Source organism: Exiguobacterium sp. s163 (genome assembly GCF_018617135.1).
Taxonomy (GTDB): Bacteria; Bacillota; Bacilli; order Exiguobacteriales; family Exiguobacteriaceae; genus Exiguobacterium; species Exiguobacterium profundum.
Genome location: NZ_JACSJN010000007.1, coordinates 52,796 through 69,047, shown reverse-complemented (window position 1 = coordinate 69,047; position 16,252 = coordinate 52,796). Strand labels below are relative to the sequence as shown.

At 49.4% G+C, this 16,252-nt stretch carries 14 protein-coding genes; 6 read left to right on the top strand and 8 right to left on the bottom strand.

Features of this window, described 5'->3' with window-relative positions; all coding sequences use genetic code 11:
* Window positions 1-128 precede the first annotated feature (128 nt).
* From KNO71_RS15390 to ybaK, 6 genes are all read right to left on the bottom strand, one after another.
* Window positions 129-1,595 carry a phytoene desaturase family protein gene (locus tag KNO71_RS15390; protein WP_078146444.1) on the bottom strand — a complete coding sequence of 489 codons (1,467 nt, stop codon included), beginning with the start codon at window positions 1,593-1,595 and terminating at the stop codon, window positions 129-131.
* 26 nt (window positions 1,596-1,621) lie between these two features.
* Complete coding sequence (locus tag KNO71_RS15385; protein ID WP_078146445.1) at window positions 1,622-2,689, bottom strand: glycosyltransferase family 2 protein; 1,068 nt, start codon at window positions 2,687-2,689, stop codon at window positions 1,622-1,624.
* A complete protein-coding gene (locus KNO71_RS15380; protein WP_078146446.1) occupies window positions 2,686-3,384 on the bottom strand; it encodes a lysophospholipid acyltransferase family protein in 699 nt (232 codons plus the stop codon). Before KNO71_RS15380 ends, KNO71_RS15385 begins: the two co-directional genes overlap by 4 nt.
* Complete coding sequence (locus KNO71_RS15375; RefSeq protein ID WP_214689330.1) at window positions 3,350-4,099, bottom strand: carotenoid biosynthesis protein; 750 nt, start codon at window positions 4,097-4,099, stop codon at window positions 3,350-3,352. The genes KNO71_RS15380 and KNO71_RS15375 overlap by 35 nt, the downstream gene beginning before the upstream one ends.
* A gap of 88 nt (window positions 4,100-4,187) precedes the next feature.
* Window positions 4,188-4,886 carry a CDP-diacylglycerol--serine O-phosphatidyltransferase gene (pssA, locus tag KNO71_RS15370; protein WP_074037646.1) on the bottom strand — a complete coding sequence of 233 codons (699 nt, stop codon included), beginning with the start codon at window positions 4,884-4,886 and terminating at the stop codon, window positions 4,188-4,190.
* Window positions 4,887-4,905: 19 nt separating this feature from the next.
* Complete coding sequence (ybaK, locus tag KNO71_RS15365) at window positions 4,906-5,370, bottom strand: Cys-tRNA(Pro) deacylase (RefSeq protein WP_159561895.1); 465 nt, start codon at window positions 5,368-5,370, stop codon at window positions 4,906-4,908.
* 144 nt (window positions 5,371-5,514) lie between these two features.
* Between ybaK and KNO71_RS15360 the strand changes: the two genes are divergently transcribed.
* Window positions 5,515-6,255: an enoyl-CoA hydratase/isomerase family protein gene (locus KNO71_RS15360; RefSeq protein ID WP_240499870.1), complete on the top strand. Its 741-nt coding sequence runs from the start codon at window positions 5,515-5,517 to the stop codon at window positions 6,253-6,255.
* A gap of 24 nt (window positions 6,256-6,279) precedes the next feature.
* On the opposite strand, the gene KNO71_RS15355 is transcribed toward KNO71_RS15360, so the two are convergent.
* A complete protein-coding gene (locus tag KNO71_RS15355) occupies window positions 6,280-7,638 on the bottom strand; it encodes an MATE family efflux transporter (protein ID WP_078146449.1) in 1,359 nt (452 codons plus the stop codon).
* A gap of 159 nt (window positions 7,639-7,797) precedes the next feature.
* The gene (locus tag KNO71_RS15350) at window positions 7,798-9,582 is read right to left on the bottom strand and encodes a glycoside hydrolase family 13 protein (protein WP_078146450.1); all 1,785 of its coding nucleotides are present in this window, start codon (window positions 9,580-9,582) and stop codon (window positions 7,798-7,800) included.
* A 370-nt stretch (window positions 9,583-9,952) separates the two neighbouring features.
* On the opposite strand from KNO71_RS15350, the gene KNO71_RS15345 reads away from it, so the two are divergent.
* From KNO71_RS15345 to KNO71_RS15325, 5 genes are all read left to right on the top strand, one after another.
* On the top strand, window positions 9,953-11,218 hold the full coding sequence (locus tag KNO71_RS15345) for an extracellular solute-binding protein (protein WP_211781578.1): 1,266 nt from the start codon (window positions 9,953-9,955) through the stop codon (window positions 11,216-11,218).
* A gap of 105 nt (window positions 11,219-11,323) precedes the next feature.
* On the top strand, window positions 11,324-12,676 hold the full coding sequence (locus KNO71_RS15340; RefSeq protein ID WP_015880983.1) for a sugar ABC transporter permease: 1,353 nt from the start codon (window positions 11,324-11,326) through the stop codon (window positions 12,674-12,676).
* 1 nt (window position 12,677) lies between these two features.
* Window positions 12,678-13,511, top strand: coding sequence for a sugar ABC transporter permease (locus KNO71_RS15335; protein WP_015880984.1), 834 nt, complete (start codon window positions 12,678-12,680; stop codon window positions 13,509-13,511).
* 23 nt (window positions 13,512-13,534) lie between these two features.
* Entirely contained in the window at window positions 13,535-15,037 is a 1,503-nt protein-coding gene (locus tag KNO71_RS15330) for an alpha-amylase family glycosyl hydrolase (protein WP_214689326.1), read from the top strand.
* 54 nt (window positions 15,038-15,091) lie between these two features.
* Window positions 15,092-16,150, top strand: a complete 1,059-nt coding sequence (locus KNO71_RS15325; RefSeq protein ID WP_015880986.1) for a LacI family DNA-binding transcriptional regulator — start codon at window positions 15,092-15,094, stop codon at window positions 16,148-16,150.
* Window positions 16,151-16,252 lie beyond the last annotated feature (102 nt).

Sequence of the window (16,252 nt, the reverse complement as noted above, 5' to 3'; positions counted from 1 at the left end):
ATGAGGCTCGGGGAAGCCATTCGATCGCTACAGGTGTAACAAACGCTACATAACTGCTTGAACTCGAATATGATATTATCACGTCTTTCAATTGTCGACAAGTGTCGAAACTCGCGTTCACAAAATGTTCATATTGTCAGAGGTATGTCCTCTAACATCGATCGTGCAGCGAATTGTCCTGAAAGCGTCACCATCGGACTGCCACCGCCAGGATGAGTCGAACCGCCAGCGAACCAGATGTTCGATACATCTGTCGATCGCGGTGCAGGTCTAAAAAATGCCCCTTTTTTCGAGTTGGCCGACGTGCCATAAAGTGCGCCATAATACGCATAAAAATCGCGAGTCAAATCTTGTGGGGTCACCCGCTTATGGTAGAGCACCTCTTCTTCTTCCCAATCCACACCGAACATACGTAATCGTCTGCGAATCAAATGCTCATACGTATCTGCATCAATTTCGGTCAGATGTGCCGGAGCATTGACGAGGATGAACAGGTTGTCTCCTGCCTCGCCCATCGACGGATCGGTTGCGGATGAATTCGAAATATAGATTGTCGGTTCGTCTGCATAACGTTCTTCTTGGAAAAGTGCTTTAAATTCCCTTTCATAGTCGTCTGAGAAATAGACGTTATGGTGTGCCAAATTCAATCGTTTGGACAATCCGACCATCATGACGAATGCGGAAATCGAAGGTTCGACGGTATCGCGTGTCGGGACTGGGAAAGATGGGCGGTCTTTCGCGTCAACGAGTCGCGGGTATTGCGTCAAGAGTTCACCGTTGAGAAGAACGGCATCACACGAGATGACTTCTTGGTCATCGACGACGACCTCATGTGCTTTTCCGTTCAATACATCAATTTTCGTCACTTCATGACCGAGTCGGAACGTCACTCCGAGTTCGCTCGCCCGTTTGGCGAACCCTTTTGCGATATTCCAGTTTCCACCTTTCGCAAAATAGACACCTTCATTCAATTCCAAATGTGCGATAAGGGCGAACGTACCTGGTGTCACGTATGGGCTGCTACCAATGTACGTCGCATAGCGGTCGAGCGCCTGAATAATGCGTGGGTCCTTGAAATACTTCTTGTGAAGGGCGTGCAAACTTTGAAGTGGATGCACTTTGACCATGTCCGCCCAAAGACCGGGATCCAACTTTGTGTCCATTTGTGTGAAGAAGCGCTTATTCGCAATGTCGAACAGCTTTTCCGCTTCATCTAGATAGGCACGCATCTGATTGTGTTTCAACTGGTCACCGGTCAAACGCCGTACTTCGACCTCAAGTTTTGCCCGATCGGCACTGAACGTGAAGGATGACCCGTCTGTGTAGTGGTTGACGGTATGTTGATCGAGCTTGATTAACTCAAAATAGTCATCCGGATTGGCCCCGCTATTTCGAATGACTGAACGAAATACATCCGGCATCGTGATCGTATTTGGACCAAAGTCGAACCGGTGACCGTCGGTTATAATGGGCATGAGTTTGCCACCGACATGTTGATTCTTTTCAATGACCGTGACGTCATAACCTCGTGCTGCGAGCGTGACGGCGGCGCTTAGTCCACCGAGACCAGCCCCAATCACTATGATTTGTTTCATACAATTGTCCCCCTTTAGACGTCTGCTTAGAAATAGTGACGACCTTTCCACGTGATGGGCAACCGTCTCCATTTACGAATGACGGCATTCCCGAGTAAGGTCAAGTAAGCGATTAAACTGAGTGGATGGTACCATGTACCGGACCCATTTGATTTCAGATCGACAGCGAGACGCGCGAGGAGCACGAAAATCGCTGCGCTAATCGTCTGCCAACTCGGTGAAAAGATCCAAGCGAGCATAGCCGTCAACTGGATGCCGTAATATGTCATGAAGTACAAGGCGAGTCCTACTGATTCATTCATTCCCTTGAATACGTTCTTTGAAAACCCGGTCCACACTTCTTCATTCGTTTCATACATGTCGCAGGAGATGAACGGGGAGACTTGAACGAGTGACGTGACTTTTTGATGACGTTTGAACGTTCGACATAAATCGATATCATCAATCAACGACGTTCGAATAGCAGCATGTCCGCCAACTTCCTCGTAGCTGTTCCGCTCGACGAGTACGTTCATGCCATTCGCCGCGGCAAATGCGGGGTGTTTCACTTTACGCCAAAACAAAGGCAGATGTTGGGCGATGAGCACGTGTTGCATCGGAATCAACAATTTCCCGAGAAATGTGGATGTCGGAAATTGAGGGAAACCTGATAAAAAGACGGCCTGCTCTCGAGCGAGCGTGGCATGCATGCGGGCGATAAAACTCGAATCGATCGTGACGTCCGCATCTAAAAAGAGAAGATACGGTTCAGTCGTGCGTGATGCTAGTTGATGACAAGCATGAACTTTTCCGGCCCAGTCATGGGGCAAAGGAACACCTTGGATGACGGTAAAACGGGTATCGCTCCCAATTGCATGATTCAATTTTTCATATGTATCATCTTCAGAGCGGTCCTCGTAGATATAAACATGAGTCCCATCCGGTATCGCCTGCTTTAAATTTGAAATCAGTCGATCGACGTGACGCGACTCATTGCGCATCGGGATGCAGACGGCTGTCGCCGGTGTGCGTCCTGGGTCGGCGAGCGGTCTCAAGAACGAAAGATTGATTAGGGTAAAGATAAACATCGAGAGGGTGAGCAGCCATAAGATCATGAACGTCCCCTCCCAAGTCGGAACATTGTTTCTGTCCATTCAGCAAGATTACGACGTGGTCGAAAGAGCGGAACATAGGCATCAGACCGAATGATGGCGTCTTGTCGCACGTCGTCATAGAGCGCCTCGAGTGCTTGCGCGATTTCCTGCTTCTGAGCTCGTCGTGTCATCGACGTCACGACTACTGTTCGAAAGCGGACATATACAAGGGGTTCCGCATGGTTCTCAAACGAATAGTACATGGCGCATAATTGGACGGGGCGGTCGTTCAGTAACAACGTTGCGCCAGACTCGATTTCGACAGGTCGAAGTTCCTGTGGCATCTCTTGTCCTTGAGGGAACATCCAGACGGATTTCCCGGACGCGAGCAATTCATTCGCATAAGCCAGTGAGACCCGTACATCGGAGAGACTTCCTTTTTTCACCGAGAAGGCACCGAGGTGTCGAAAGAACGGGAAGCGACGTAGTCCATCCTCATCCATCAACACATGAATATCGTGACGTAAAAAATGTTCATTGATCATATACATGATGAGACCGTCCCACCACGCGCTATGTGTACTTAAAAATAATCCGGGGGTCGGAACGTCGTCCGTTCGGATATAAATGTTATGGAAGGTGGGACGTATTTGACGTTCCCGCACGAACGTCGAGAACAGGTTATTGAACCATTTTTTTTTGTGTGACTCGATCATCGCGCCCCCTCCTTTCAAGTAGAATCACTCCGGATGTGAGGATGCTGAGGAGCCCGATGCCATAGAGACCTGCATTGACAGCCGTGACACCGAAGAGTGCGTGAAGCATGACGAACAAATAGACGCCGTGCCGGATGAACAAGGAATCAACAGCGCGTTCGTGACGCTGTAACAACCATGAGAAAATAAGGGATAACCCGAACCAACCGATAAAGTTTTGTGTCGGGATATCATAGTATAAGCCGTCATTCGCCCATTCCCAGTAGCCTTTCACGTTTGCCGCTACGGGATCGATTGCCATATCGAGCCATACGGCGAGAATCGGAACGAGCCATAAAATATTGTGGCGGAATGTGAAGAGACGGGCAACGGCAAAACTAGAGCCAATCACGGCAAGCCACGCCGCACCGATTGTGACAGGAACTCCAAAAACTGTCGGACCGAACGCTTCAGCATAAACGTATTCACTGAACGGGAATCCCGTCTTTACGCCGAATGTCTCCACAGCGATTGAACCGAAGAAAATAAACGGAACAATCCAAGCTCCTTGTCGAATCCCTTGATAAAGAATCGTTCCACCAATCGCCCCGGCTAGCCATAAAAAGACGGGGTTTGCCCACTCGAGCCAAGGCGGAAGCAGGTCGAATCCAACTAAAATCAACCCAATGAAATACCAAACAATAAACCATTTCCAAATAAACGGATACACTTTCATTCCATCACCTCTTCTTTCATTCTAAAGCTCATCGAAGTCTTCGTCTAACAAATGCATGTACAAAAAAGAGCCTCGCTGAACGAGACTCTCAATTGGCCATCCGTTTTCGTCTTTTCACGAACGAAAAGGCGATGAATAAGACATAGAACGGGATGGCGATGAACCAAAATGTCGGCCATTCTTTCCAACGTGCGAACATCATATACGTCACATAGACGAGACTGATGGTAATGATGAACGAGTGACGTGGCAATGGTACATCTTTAAAACTCGGGATGCGAACACGGCTGACCATCAACAAGGCGAGCCCTGTGAAAAAAATCGGTGTCAACAGTTCACTGACGCGGTCACCGAACGTTGTGATGACAGCGAGAAGTCCCCCGGCGGCCGTGATCGGGACACCAGAGAAGTAACTCGCTGCAACGTTTGTCGCTGATAAATTGAAGCGAGCCAGACGATAGGCGCCGAATAGCGGGAAAAGTGCCGCAAAAAACAATCCATAATTGCCGTAATCAATAAAGAAGGTGTAATAAGCGAGCATCGCCGGTGCGACCCCGAACGTGACGATGTCAGCGAGTGAGTCCAATTCTTTTCCAAAATCGCCAGCGACCCCGAGCATACGGGCGAGGCGCCCGTCTAAACTGTCGAGCATCATCGCGATGATGATTAACAGTGTGGCGTTTGAGAAGTCACCACGTGCGGCGTAGACGATGGCGACGACACCACAAAATAAATTTCCGAACGTAAAGGAGTTTGGGACCCACGAACGGATACGTTCTTTCCACATAATTTTGCCCCCAGTAAGGTCATTGGCTGAACCAGTGCCCGTTTGTAAATTGCAGTAAATCTTCAGGTGTTAATTCGATTTGATAGCCGCGTTTTCCAGCAGAAATGGTGATTGTCTCTCTGTCTTGAGCTGCTTCGTGCAGATAGACAGGGAACGGCTTCTTCGCCCCAATCGGAGAGACTCCTCCTCGAATATAACCGGTCAATGTCTCGAGCTCTTTCATCGGGACGGTCGATGCTTTCTTCGCCCCCCAAGCTTTAGCGGCTGCTTTTAAATCGATGTCACGCTCTCCAGAGATGAGAAAGAAGGCATATTGCTTTTTCTCGTTCATGAGACAAATCGTTTTATACAGTTCGTCGAGCGGTTTATTCAATGTCATCGCCACATGTTTAGCTGAGACATCGGTGTCATCAACTTCATACGTATGATAGGTGAACGGAATCTTCTTCTGTTTCAGTTGCCGAGCGGCGTTTGTCAGTTGCATCTGACTCATCCTTTCGTGACCGACTCCTTTTAGAATAGCAAATCAACCAACTTCCCGGCAATTGAACTTCAAAAAACTTTTCAGTAAAGGAAGGAGTTTGAAGCAATGACGAAGAAATGAACAATGATTCATTTTGAAGGGGGAATGGAAGTGGAGACGATTCAATTGACGACACACAATGGGGTAGGGTGGTTGAAACTGAACCGACCTGAAAAGCTAAACGCCTTGAACGAGACGTTGCTTCGTGAAATGAAAACGGCAATCGACACATTTGAACAGGACGACGCCGTTCGCGTCATCGTCCTTGTCGGTGAGGGACGAGCGTTCTCATCCGGACAAGATTTAACGATCGAGAGCGATGCGGACTATGGGGAATATTTAGAAGACGTGTATCATCCGCTCGTACGTGCACTTTTCTCGAGTCGTAAACCGCTCATCGCAGGGATTCACGGTGTCGTGGCTGGAGCAGGGCTCAGCTTGGCACTCGCGGCAGACGTTCGAATCGTCGCCAAGTCGACGAAGTTCAGCTCGGCGTTCATTAAAATCGGGTTGGTCGCGGATGCGGGCGGTCCATATCACCTGCGTCGACTCATGCGCGACGACCTTGCGTTAGATTGGCTCTGGAGTGGCAGTACGATTGACTCGGAGGCCGCGCGTTCATTCGGGCTCGTCACCGAGCTCGTGGAAGATGCGATGTATACGGAGCGATTGACTTCATATGCGGAGACACTCGCTGCGAAATCACCGGTCGCTGTTCAAGGGATGAAGGCGCTCATGCGAGCCGCTTCATTTGAGGATGGATTGAATGAAGAAATCGAATGGCAACGGAAGTGTGGGGACACGGACGTGCACCGTCAAGCGATGCAGGCATTCTTGATGAAATAAAAAAAGCGGCCGCGGCCGCTTTTTTTACGTGGTTGATTTTGCTTCGAACTGGAAGCCTTTTTGTTGCCACGTCCCGTATTTCCAACGACGGAACGCGAAGAATCCGCGGAACCACTCATCGAGGGAGAAGGCGAGCCAAATCCCAAGGATACCGAGCCCCATTTGAAGACCGAACAAGTAGCTGAACGCCACGGCGACACCCCACATCGAGGCGATCCCGATCATGACCGGGAAGCGGACGTCCCCGACAGACTTCAACGACCCCATCAAGACGATGTTCATGGCGCGACCCGGCTCTAAAATGAGCGTCGCCCATAAAATGGGCACACCGACCGCGATGATGTCAGGGTTTGACGTGAAGAGACCGAGTAGCGATTCGCTGAACACCGCTAAACCGAGAGAGGCGACGAACGAAGCGAACATGGCAATCTTCAAGGTCTTGACGGCACGATGATAGGCTTCTTTAAAACGTTTCCCTCCAATATCCCGTGCGATCAAAAGCTGGGTCCCTTGCGCGACGGCGACGGTGAACAAGAAGGCAAGCATCGACAAGTTCATCACGTACACCCGAGCAGCAAGGGAAGCCTCGCCCATCGTCGCGATAAATCCAGTGATGATAATTTGGGATGCCTGATACGACAAGTTCTCCCCGGCAGAAGGAACACCGATTTGAAGGAGTGACTGGATGTCGTCTTTCTTCGGACGAATCACTTCTTTTAACGGGAAGCGGATCATGAGCTTCCGTTTGACGAGCCAGAACAAGAGAACCATAGCGGCGAATCGTGCGATCACGATGGCCCAAGCGACACCGGCAACGCCTGTGACCGGAAGGCCAAACCAGCCGGTAACGGCAAAAATGGCACCGACGGCGGTGATGATATCAATCAGAAGCGTCGCGAGCATGGCGTGTTTCGTCATCCCGTGACTCCGGAGGATCGAACTGAGCGCCATGATGAGTGCTTCGGTGAATAACGACAAGCCGACGATTTGCAGGAACAACAACCCGTGTGCAAACAGTTCGTCCGATAGACCGAACAGGCGTAAGAACGTTTCGCCGAACAAGAAGATGACGCCGACCATGATTGCACCGAGCCACATGTTCAAACTGACGGCGGAGCGGGCGAAGTCACGACTCTTCTTCATGCGCCCAGCCCCGATGGCCTGACCGATCAAAATGGTCGCCCCGACAGACGTCACACTAAAGACGATCAAGAACACGTTTAAGATTTGGTTGGCAACCCCGACGGCCGAGGCGGCGGCGTCTGAGTAGTGAGCGAGCATCAATGTGGCGATGATCCCGGTTCCCATATGGAGGGCAAGTTCGATGAAAATCGGCCACGACAGTTTGAACAGGGTGAGCTGTTCCGTTTGTTTCGTCTGCATGTAGTGTATTCTCCCTTTTCTCTATAATTCTTTCTGTTAACTATTTGTTTTATAAAAATGTCAAAGGTCATCTTACTCCTTATGAAATGAAAAAGAAAGGGGTTTGCTAAATTATTTTCAACAAAAAAATCACCCGAAGAAATCAGGTGATTTTCGAATTTATTTCAATTTCAGAATAGCAGCACTAAATGGCGCCAGTTCGATTTCGAGTGAGTCGAGGTCGCGGTCATGCAAGAGGTCCGTGGCTGCTCCTGTATAACCGAGCGGATTCAGTTTCGAAGCAGAGTCTGAGTTGTTGAAGTAAACCAAGTATGTCTCATCTTTCGTACACCGCTCGATGATGACCGCATTGTTCGCATCGTCGACCAGGTTGAAGCGATACGAGCCGGCATTTGCGAGCACAGGGTGGTCCTTACGAAGCTGGATGAGCTTTTGGATGTAGCGGAAGAGGTTACGGTCTTCTTCGGCTTCATCCCATGGCATACAGCGACGGCAACCCGGGTCTTGTTCGCCTTCAAGTCCAATTTCGTCCCCGTAGTAAATACATGGGCTACCTGTATAAGTCAGCATCGACGTCATCAAGAGTTTGAACTTGCCTTTATGTCCTTTCGCCCGTGTCAACGCACGAGGTGTATCGTGCGAATCGATCAAGTTGAAGGTGACTTCGTTGACGTTCATCGTGTTCATCATCTCGACACGCGTCAGCTCGTTACGGAACTCCGAAGCGGTCGTCCGGTCGAGGGCGAAGTAGTTCAAGCTCGCATTCGTGAACGGGTAGTTCATGACGGCATCGAACTGGTCACCTTGTAACCAAGGCTGTGCGTCGTGCCAAATCTCCCCCAGGATGTAGGCTTCCGGGTTCGCATTTTTGACCGCCGTGCGGAAGTCACGCCAAAACGCATGGTCGACTTCGTTAGCGACGTCAAGACGCCACCCGTCGATACCGAATTCTTCGACCCAGTAACGGGCAACATCTAATAAGTAGGCTTTTAACTCTGGATGCTCTGTATTGATCTTCGGCATGTTCTTTTCGAATGCGAAGGTGTCGTAGTTCGGCTTCGGCTCTGTCGCAATCGGGAACTCGCGAAGATAGAACCAATCGCGATACTCAGAAGATGGCCCGTTCTCGACGACGTCTTGGAACCATGGGTGATGATATCCGACATGGTTGAAGACCGCGTCGAGCATGACTTTGATGCCGTTCTCGTGCAAGAGGTCGACCATCTCTTTAAATTTCTCTTTCGTCCCGAACTGCGGATCGATTTCCATATAGTCGAGCGTATCGTACTTATGGTTCGTCGTCGCTTTAAAGATCGGGCAGAAGTAGATGCCGGTGATCCCAAGTTCGACTAAATGATCGATATGGTCGATCACTCCTTGGAAGTCGCCACCGAAGAAGTTTGTCGTCGTCGGCTCTGTCGAGTTCCATGGGAGCGTCTCTTCAGGATTGAGTGAAGCATCGCCATTGGCGAAACGGTCCGGGAAGATTTGATACCAGACCGTATCCTTCACCCAGGACGGTGCATGGAAGATATCGATCGGGTTGATGAATGGGACACAGAAGTAGTAGCCCGTATCATCGAGCGGCTTCTCCTCGAACCATCCTTTTTCAGTGTAGACGGCCGTCTCTTGTCCATCATTCAAACGGAAACCGTAACGTAGACGTCGGAACGGCGGTTTGATGGCGATGAACCAATAGTCATAGGCGTCGTCAAATCCGATCTTCTCCATTGGAGTCTCGTATGTACGCCAGTAGCTCGGCTTGTCCGGATCGAAGTTCCACATGGCTGGGTCTTCAGCGTGCCAATCATATGGGTCGTTCCAAATCAAATCGACCGACTCGATATCGCCTCGCTTCGTATGGAAACGAATATGGATCGTCTCACGATCATATTTGTAGACGAACGGGGACATGGCACGATGATAAATCGCTTCTTTCATCATAAGGAAAACATTCCTTTCTTTATAGGGGATGACATCATTTTACAACATCGGGAATCCATGAGAACAGATGTTGCGAAAACGTTTGCTCAAGCAAAGGTTAATAAAGCGTTTACATTTTGTCAATTGCTGAAACGCATAAAAAGTGAAGATTTAAGAACAAACATTTGAAAATTACATAAATGGGTCAACAGACGTAAAAAAAGTGTAAAAAAAGACTTGTAAAACGCTTTCACAACTGTATAATAAAAATTGAGGTGAGGATGCAAACGTTTTCACTACCGTGTCAATTTCGTAGCGGAGTTTTAAAATTGACGTGGTCGTGCGATTGCGCAAATCTGACCATACTATTTCCTTGGGGAGGTTTTTCATCATGAAGATGAAAAAAATGGTAGCAGGACTTTCAACAGCAGTATTCGCATTCGGTGCACTTGCTGCATGTGGTGGCGGAACGGACAACGGATCTTCTAACGAAGGTGGTTCTTCAAGCGAGAACAAACCTGAAAAGATCGTCATCTGGGAAGACATCGAAAAGTCTGAAACAACGAAAGAAGTTGCGAAGGCGTTCGAAGAAGAGCATGGCGTAAAAGTTGAAGTTGTCGAAGTACAGATGACAGACCAAAAAGACAAGCTTGCGCTTGACGGTCCAGCTGGAAAAGGTCCAGACATCGTGCTCGTACCACACGACCAAATCGGTACAATCGCAGACCAAGGTCATTTGGCTCCAATCGCGGACGAAGGATCACTTGACGCGTTCACAGACGCTGCGAAATCAGCTGTCATGTTCGATGGTCAAGCTTACGGATATCCAAAATCAGTTGAGACACCAGTTCTCATGTACAACAAAGACTTGATGGCTGAAGCTCCAGCATCTATGGACGACCTTTACAAGTTGTCAAACGATGTGAAAGCTGACGGACAGTACGGTTTCCTCGGACTTTGGGATAACTTCTACTTCGCACACGGTGTTGTCGCTGGATTCGGCGGATACGTGTTCAAAGAAGACGGTGGTGCACTCGACCCAGCGGATATCGGTTTGAACAACGAAGGTGCAGTTGAAGGATTCGAATACATCGGTAAATGGTACGAAGAAGGCCTCTTCCCTAAAGGGTTGATCGGTGAGTCTGGTGGCCAAGCGATGGACCAACTCTTCACTGAGAAGAAAGCTCATTCAGTCATGAACGGACCATGGGCTGTGGCTGGTTACACAGATGCAGGCGTGAACCTCGGAGCGGCTCCAATGCCAACACTTCCGAACGGTGAGCCAATCAAGACGTTCATGGGTGTGAAAACATATGCCCTTTCAGCTTACACAGAAAACCAAGAGTGGGCTGAAATGTTCCTTCAAGAGTTGACGAATGAAGAAAACGCATTGGCAATGTTTGAAGCATACAACGAGATCCCACCAGTAGCAGCACTCGAGTCGAACGAGACAATCACGTCGAACGAAGTTGCGAAAGCGGTATTCGACCAAGCAACAAACGCAATCCCAATGCCGAACATTCCTGAAATGGGACAAGTTTGGGAGCCAATGGCTCAAGCGCTTCAGCTTGTAGCAACTGGTAAACAAGATGCACAAAAATCTGCAGATGATGCAGTGAAAGTCATCGAACAACAAATCCAAGCGAACAACCAATAAGGAATTGAGATGACGGGGTACGCCACATGGCGTTCCCCCTCATTTTCTAGCATTGAGCAAACGTTTGCTTGATTGATTTGCTCAAATCGAAAGGAGAAACTGAGGATGGCTGCAATTGCGAACCCTAAATCACCGGACCAACGCCCGGACAAGCCTACAAACCATGCTCGGAACGCGGGACTACTTTCCATCATTCCGGGACTCGGACAGTTATACAACAAACAATACGCGAAGGCGGTAGCGTTCTTTATCGTCGTCGTATCTTATTTTGCCGTAAACTATGATCTATTTTTCAAAGGGGCGGGCGCCGGACCAGGTGACCGTGGAGGACTTTGGGGATTGATCACGCTTGGTGAAGTGCCAGGACCTCGTAACGACCACTCCATCTTCTTGATGGTCGAGGGGATTGTCGCGTTAATTTTACTTTTCTTCGGAATCGCGTTCTATGTTTGGAACATTCGTGACGCCTATCGTGTCGGTCGCGCTCGTGATCAGCATCTAAACCTTCCATCGTTCCAAATGCAACTTCGCAACTTGCGTGACCATGGATTCCCATACTTAATGTTAATCCCATCACTCATTTTGTTAGTGTTTACCGTTATTCTTCCATTGATTTTTACATTCTTGATCGCCTTCACGAACTATCGCTACAACAACGCACCACCAGCGAAACTCGTGGAATGGGTCGGATTCGAGAACTTTACACGTATTTTTGAAATCGATATCTTCCGTGACACGTTCGTCGGCGTACTCGGCTGGACGCTTGTCTGGACGGTCGCTTCAACGACAGGTGTCATCGCAATCGGGATCTTCCTTGCGGTACTCTTGAACCAAGAAGGACTTCGCTTCCGCCGTTTGTTCCGTTCGATCTTGATTCTTTCATGGGCGGTCCCAGCATTCATCACGATCTTGATCTTCCGCTCGATGTTCAACGAATCGTTCGGGGTGTTCAATACGACAATCTTGCCGGCACTCGGTCTTGACCCGGTCAACTGGATGACCGACCCGACAGCGACACGTACGGCACTCGTTCTCATTCAATGGTGGCTCGGCTTCCCGTTCATCATGACGCTCATGACGGGTGTGCTTCAGTCGATTCCTGGTGACTTGTATGAAGCGGCGACGATTGACGGAGCGACAATCTTTGACAAGTTCCGCTTGATCACATTGCCAATGCTCTTGTTCGCGACAGCACCGATCTTGATCACGCAGTTCACGTTCAACTTCAACAACTTCAACATCATCTATCTCTTTAATGGCGGTGGCCCTGCTGTACCTGGACAAACGGCCGGCGGTACCGACATCTTAATTTCTTGGATTTACAAATTGTCTCTCGGTGCCAACCCGCAATACGGACTTGCGGCTGCGATCACACTCATCCTGTCATTCTTCATCATGACACTTGCCGTGATCCAGTTCCGTCGGACAAAATCTTTCAAAGACGAGGATATGATCTGATATGAAAAAACAAAAACGAATCAATTTGGCGATCTCGTATGTCATCTTGACGCTTGCGTCGATCATCATTCTCTATCCGATGCTTTGGGTTGTCGGTACATCGTTCAACCCGGGGCGTACGATTACGTCAACGATTATTCCGTCGAACCCGACGTTTATTCACTACAAAAACTTGTTTGACCTAACGATTTCGGATTATAGTTTATGGTATGTGAACACGTTGAAAATCGCTTTCATCACGATGGCACTCTCCGTCGTCTTGGTGACGATTACCGGATACGTCTTCTCACGTTACCGCTTCGTCGGACGGAAGAACTCGCTCGTCTTGTTCCTCGTCCTTCAGATGGTGCCACAGTTCGTTGCGATCATCGCGATTTATGTATTGCTCAACATGCTCAACCTTCTTGACACACATACAGCGCTCATCTTGCTCTATGCGGGTGGTGCAATTCCGATGAACACGTACTTGGCGAAAGGGTACTTCGACACGATTCCGAAAGAACTTGACGAAGCAGCCCGCATGGATGGTGCCGGTCACCTCCGAATCTTCTGGCAAATCATCTTGCCGCTCGCGAAGCCGATTGTCGCAACGATTGCTCTCTTTAACTTCATGGGACCATTCAACGACTTTATCTTGGCATCGCTCGTCCTTCGTTCACCAGAGAAACAAACGTTGGCAGTTGGCCTTTACAACATGATTTCGAAACAGTTCGATAATAACTTCACGTTATTCGCGGCAGGTGCGGTTCTTTCGGCCCTTCCAATCGTTATCTTGTTCTTCATGTTCCAACGCTACTTCGTTTCTGGCCTCACAGCGGGTGGTACGAAAGGATAATACTCGTAAAAGGAGGAAGCGATATGAGGCGAGGCGTCGTGCTCGTGCTCCTGTCGCTTCTTTTGTTTCCGACCGTCGTCGGGGCAAAGGAAGCCGCTACTTGGGAACAAGAACGCATGTACTTTATTATGGTCGACCGATTTGTTGATGGGAATCCGGACAACAATGAACAGGTGGACAAAGATGATCCGAAAGCGTTTCACGGAGGCGATATCCGTGGGGTCATCGAGAAGCTCGATTATATCGAATCACTCGGCTTCACATCGATTTGGTTGACACCCGTTTTTGAAAATATGCCGGACGGCTATCACGGGTATTGGATTAAAGATTTTTATAACATCGACCCACAGTTTGGGACGAAAGAGGATTTACAGGAACTCGTTCAGGAAGCGCACAAGCGCGACATGAAAGTCATTCTCGACTTTGTCGTCAACCACGTCGGTCCGAACCACCCGTGGGTTAAAGAAAAGCCGGAATGGTTCCATGAACAGTTACCGATTGTATTTTGGAAAGACCAGGAGCAAGTCGAGACGCACTGGTTGTTCGACTTACCTGACTTCAAAACAGAGGATCCGGAAGTCAAATCGTATTTGATTGACGCGGCGAAGTACTGGATCGAAGAGACGGACATCGACGGCTATCGCCTCGATACGGTTCGTCACGTCGATAAAGCGTTCTGGAAAGACTTTGTCGAAGGTGTGCGGTCGGTCGACCCAGACTTTTACTTACTCGCCGAAGTGTTCGACCCAGACCCGCAATACGTCGCGCAATATGACGATCTCGGGTTCAACAGCATCACAAACTTTACGTTTTATGACCGGGTGTCGAAAACGATGACGCAACAGCAAGCGAACGTCGATGAGATTGACGTTGCCGCAAGCTATGCCGAAACGTTCTTCAACGACCCGAACCAGATGGCGACGTTCCTCGATAATCACGATGTCGAACGCTTCATGCATATGGCGGAACTCGGCGGTGTGGAATCAGCGGAACGACGATTACGCCTCGGGTTGTTCGCGCTTTATGCGTCACCTGGTATGCCGATCGTCTTCCAAGGAACAGAAAATGCGCAGACCGGTGGAACCGACCCGGCGAACCGTGTCATGACGGAATTCCCGGGAAATGAAGAGTTGCACGAATACGTCGCGACGATGAACCGCATGCGGGAAGAATATCCGGTCTTTGCGACAGGAGAGCAGCGCATGATCGCCTCAGAAGACGGGATGGCCGTCTTCGAACGGAAAGACGGAGATGACGTCGCGCTCTATGCGATCAACATGAATCGTGACGATCGGGAGATTGAGATCGATGTCAGTGAAATCGGGGAAGATACGAGACTTCGTGGTCTTTTATTCTCACAACTGGTCACAGATCAGCGTGGAACGTTTACAATTGAACTGTCTGGTGAAAGTGCGAACGCTTACATCGTTGAGGAATCTTCGGTCAATCCGTGGATGATGGGCTTGCTCGTCGTTACGATTCCGATTTTCTTGACTGGTTTGGTCATGTGGAAGCGCCGCAAATAAAGACATGAAACGCCGCAAGGCACGAATCGAACTCACGGAAGCAGGGGGAACACCATGCAAATCACAATCAAAGATGTGGCGAAGCACGCGAACGTCGCGCCGTCGACAGTCTCTCGCGTCATCGCCAACAGCCCAAGAATCAGTCAAAAGACAAAAGAACGGGTTAGAAGTTCCATGGAAGAGCTCGGGTATCATCCGAACATTCATGCGAGAAGTCTCGCTAACCGCTCGACGCAGTCGATTGGTCTCGTCATGCCGAGCGCGGCAACAAAGACGCTTCAAAACCCGTTCTTCCCGGAAGTGCTACGAGGAATTAGCACGAAGGCGCACCAGAATGGATACTCGCTTTATATGACGACCGGCGTGACAGAAGAAGAAGTTTTGTCCGGTGTGATCGAGATGGTACAAGGACGCCGTGTCGACGGTGTCATCGTTCTTTATTCACGTGAAGACGACCAAGTCGTCCAATACTTACGTCAAACGAAGTTTCCGTTCGTCGTGGTCGGGAAGCCGTTCGGGGACGCTTCTTCCATCACTTACGTCGATACGGACAACTATTTGGCTGGTCGTGAAGTGACGAAACATCTTTATAACTTAGGTCATCGTCGCATCGCCTTCATCGGGGGATCGGATAAACTCGCCGTCACACAAGATCGTCGGAACGGGTACGCGACGGCCCTCATGGAAGCAGGCATCCCGGTATGCGAAGATTACATCGCCCGGGCTGAATTCATGACGAAGGGCGGCGCGAAGGCCGTGCGTGAACTGTTACAAAATGAGGAACCACCGACAGCCGTCGTTGTCAGTGACGATATGATGGCACTCGGCGTCATCAGCACATTAAGCGAGATGGGGCTCAAAATCCCAGAGGACGTCGCGGTCGTCAGTTTCAATAACGTGTATATCGCGGAACATTCGAACCCGCCACTCACGTCGGTCGAAATTAACATCTTCGGTCTCGGTTTCGAGGCGACGAACTGTTTGATCGAACAAATCAGTGATAATGCACCCCCTTATGGGAAGCGTGTCATCGTGCCACATTATCTGGTCGTCCGCCAATCATGTGGGCAGAAGAAGAGTAAGGCGACCGAAACATTAGAATCGAATTCTTGATTGACCAGACGATTTCGCCAGAGCGGAGTCGTCTTTTGCATATCCTTTTGATTGAAGCCTCATGAAGTAGGGAACATCTTTTTCGAAAGAATCGAAATCGAA